This window comes from Nocardia sp. NPDC060220, assembly GCF_042727815.1.
Taxonomy (GTDB): domain Bacteria; phylum Actinomycetota; class Actinomycetes; order Mycobacteriales; family Mycobacteriaceae; genus Nocardia.
Genome location: NZ_JBHWZY010001093.1, coordinates 1 through 1969, shown reverse-complemented (window position 1 = coordinate 1969; position 1969 = coordinate 1). Strand labels below are relative to the sequence as shown.

3 protein-coding genes are annotated in these 1969 nt (G+C 65.2%); all 3 read right to left on the bottom strand.

Going from position 1 to position 1969, the window contains the following annotated elements:
• The coding region (locus ACFWF3_RS33990; RefSeq protein WP_379318102.1) for an SDR family NAD(P)-dependent oxidoreductase at window positions 1-357 on the bottom strand (357 nt) is incomplete at its 3' end.
• 134 nt (window positions 358-491) lie between these two features.
• Complete coding sequence (locus ACFWF3_RS33985) at window positions 492-1352, bottom strand: helix-turn-helix transcriptional regulator (protein WP_379318100.1); 861 nt, start codon at window positions 1350-1352, stop codon at window positions 492-494.
• Window positions 1353-1502: 150 nt separating this feature from the next.
• Entirely contained in the window at window positions 1503-1832 is a 330-nt protein-coding gene (locus tag ACFWF3_RS33980; protein WP_379318098.1) for a hypothetical protein, read from the bottom strand.
• Window positions 1833-1969 lie beyond the last annotated feature (137 nt).

Sequence of the window (1969 nt, the reverse complement as noted above, 5' to 3'; positions counted from 1 at the left end):
GGCGCCCTTGAGGTTGCTGCCGATCACCTGATCGAAGAGCTCGCCGGTGACCTGCTCGATCGTCTGGAACGAGCCGATGCCCGCGTTGGCGAACAGGAGATCGAGGTGCCCGAAGCGGTCGGCCACCGCCGCGGCGAGATCGTCGAGATCGTCGAGATCGGTGGCATCACCGGCGATTCCGTGCGCCTGTCCACCGAGCTCGGCGACCGACGCGTCGAGGCGCTTCTTGTCGCGTCCGGTCACCACGACCCGAGCCCCCTCCGCGATCAGACGATGCGCGGTAGCCAACCCCATCCCACTACTACCGCCCGTGATCAGCGCGGTCTTGCCATCGAATCGAGAACCGTTGTGCGTCATGAACTCAGCCTGGCGGGTGGCAGCCCGAGCAGGCAGTGCGCAGTTATCAGGGGTGTGCCACCACCAGGATCGACGGTACTGCGGGACGGTCGGCACTGTCGCGCCGATCCGGGTTCCGCACGCGCACCGGATCGCTACGCGGATTCGGAGAGGCGCAGTCGGGGGAGGGCAGCCAGGCGGTCGGCGGTGTCGGTGTTCGGTTTCGGGTTGTAGAGCACCAGTGACCAGTGGGGATGGTCGGCGACGGTGAGCGTGGTGGCGTCGAAGTAGAGATCCCCGGCCTCCGGGTGGTGCAGGGCGTTCACGGCTTGCACAGGCGCACCGACATCGTGTCGCTCCCAGAGCTCGGCGAACTCCGGCTCGGCAGCAGCGAGTTCGCTTGCTACGCGCTGGAATTCGTCGTCGTGCGGGACGAGGGCCGCGTCCGCGCGATAGGCGGCGACCACACCCGGTGCGGCATCGGACCACAGGTCGGGCAGCTCGCGATAACGAGGACTGGTGAAGAACGTGACCAGGCAATTGTGCGGCTCGCCATCGTCACACCCGAACACCCGCCCCGCAAGCACGTTGAACGCCACGATGTTCCAGTACCGATCCCGCACTACCGCAGGTCCACGCACCCACCCATCGATGAGCGCCCGAATCTCCGCGGTCACCTCCACCGCAGACCCCCGCGCCACCGGCGGATTGAGCCCGGCTAGCACATACAGATGCGTTCGCTCGGCCACACTCAACCGCAACACCCCCGCCACCGCGTCGAGCACCTCCCCCGACACCCTGATGTCACGCCCCTGCTCCAACCAGGTGTACCAAGACACCCCGACCCCCGACAGCTGCGCCACCTCTTCGCGGCGCAGACCGGGCGTGCGCCGACGCGATCCCGGCAGTAGGCCCACATCACCCGGGGTGATCTTGGCGCGACGCGATGTCAGGAACGCACTGAGTTGGGCTCGGCGCTGGGTGCGCACCGAGCGCGTGTCGACCACTTCGCTCATCCCCCCATCGTCGTCGATAGCGATCCCGGTATCCAGGTGGTACCGGTACCCGGATTCGTGCGAAGTCTACGTTTGCCGCCGATGATCCAGCGGTTCCACGAGCAGTCCGGGTGATGCGCTGACGCAACAGGCAGGTGCAATGTGGTCGTGTCATTCGTGGGCGACTATTGCGGCGTCGAGCCACTGGACAGCTCTGTCGTAGTGATCGCGGTCGAACAGAATGGGGCAACTGCAGGCAAGTACGGGAGTCTTCTGTCTCATGCGGGAAGTGGACCCGTAGAAATGGTCCATCGCCGACTCGAACCGGAAGAACAGTGGAACGAGACCACCGTACGCGTCACCCGCAGGCTCCATGCCGGCGCAGATTTCGACGGTGTCGATGAGATCGATCAGAGGGATGGTAGCGATGCGGGCATGATCCGGCGGACGTCGGGGCTCTGCGCCTGTCGCACTGGAATTGGTCTCCTCGTTCCGCTGCAACGACCTATCCGTGCTGCCACGTATGTGTTTCCGTGCCTACCCGGACGAGAAAACTGCTGGTCAGCATTACTTTTTGAAGGGTGTTGCCGACCGGCAGCGCATCGATACAGCCACCACTGCGCGGCACTCTCAAAGGG

Excerpts from the sequence above, each read along its gene's own strand:
- ACFWF3_RS33985 (WP_379318100.1), bottom strand. The coding sequence starts at position 1,352 with ATGAGCGAAGTGGTCGACACGCGCTCGGTGCGCACCCAGCGCCGAGCC.